1 protein-coding gene is annotated in these 1,433 nt (G+C 68.5%); it reads left to right on the top strand.

Annotated features, from left to right (window positions below):
* Positions 1 to 12: 12 nt before the first annotated feature.
* The coding region (locus tag ACY34I_RS40365; RefSeq protein ID WP_462760823.1) for an IS1182 family transposase at positions 13 to 1,433 on the top strand (1,421 nt) is incomplete at its 3' end.

Raw genomic sequence — 1,433 nt, 5'->3', positions numbered from 1 at the left:
GGGGTGCCGGAGTTGACTGCGCGGGTGGTCCGGGCGTCGTTCCCGAAGGGCACTCTCGCGGTGCGGATCCGCGACGCGCTCGGCCCGGTGTTCATTGACGAGCAGTTCGCGCAGGCGTTCTCGGCGCGGGGTCGTCCGGCGGCCTCGCCGGGGGCATTGGCGCTGGTGTCTGTGTTGCAGTACGCCGAAGGGCTCAGTGACCGGCAGGCCGCCGACCAGGTCCGGGCGAGGATGGACTGGAAGTACCTGCTCGGTCTGGACCTCGACGATGCCGGGTTCGACTTCACGGTGCTGGCCGACTTCCGGACCCGGTTGATCAAGCATGGGCTGGAGGAGAAGGTCCTGGACGTGATTCTGGACCGATGCGTCGAGCACGGGCTGCTGTGTGCCGGTGGCCGGCAGCGCACCGATTCCACGCACGTGCTTGCCGCGGTGCGCACGCTGAACCGGATGGAGTTCGTCGGCGAGACGCTGCGGGCGGCCCTGGAAGCCCTGGCCGCTGCCGCACCGGCCTGGCTGGCTCCGATGATCGACGCCAGCTGGGCCGAACGATACGGAACGAGGATTGACTCCTACCGGTTCCCGAAAGGCGAGGATGTGCGCCGTCGCTGGGCTGAGCAGGTGGGCCGGGACGGCTACCTGATCCTGGACGCGGTCGCCGCGCCCGGTGCCCCGGCGTGGCTGCGAGAGATCCCGGCGGTGCAGGTCCTGGCCCAGGCGTGGGAGCAGCAGTACCTGCGAGACGGTCAGGAGGTGCGCTGGCGGGAGGGCAAAGACCTCCCGCCGAGTAGAGACCGGCTGGCCTCGCCATATGACAGCGACGCCCGCTACGGCCTCAAACGCGGCAACGGCTGGACCGGCTACAAGGTTCATGTCAGTGAGACCTGCGCCCCGGACACACCACGGATCATCACCAACGTGGTCACCACGGACGCGACTGTCACCGACACCGAGATGACCGCCACCGTCCATCGGGGCCTGTCCGGGCGAGGGCTGCTTCCCGCCGAGCATGTGGTCGACGCCGGGTATGTGACCGCCGCTCATGTCGTCACCGCCCGTGACAAGCACGCCGTTGATCTTCTCGGTCCGGTCGGGCCGGACACCCACCAGGACGAACGCCTTCCGCAGAGCGATTTCCATATCGACTGGCGGGCCAGGACCGTGACCTGCCCACAGGGCAAGGCCAGCATCAGCTGGTCCGCCCAACGCAAGGCCAGCGGCACCGACCTGGCCAGACTGCACTTCGCCGCTGCTGACTGCGCCGGCTGCCCAGTAAGGAACAAGTGCACCACCGCCAACGCCAACGGCAAATGGGGACGCAGCCTCACCCTGCTGCCGGCTGACCAGCAGCAGGTCCTGGAAACCCGGCGCCGGGAACAGACCACCGACGCATGGCAGCAGCGTTACCACATCCGAGCCGGGGTCGAAGCCAC

The sequence above is a fragment of the Micromonospora sp. RTBAU3-60 genome (genome assembly GCF_054963695.1).
The sequence above is the reverse complement of the archived record's forward strand: the minus strand, read 5'-3'. Positions and strand labels throughout refer to the sequence as shown.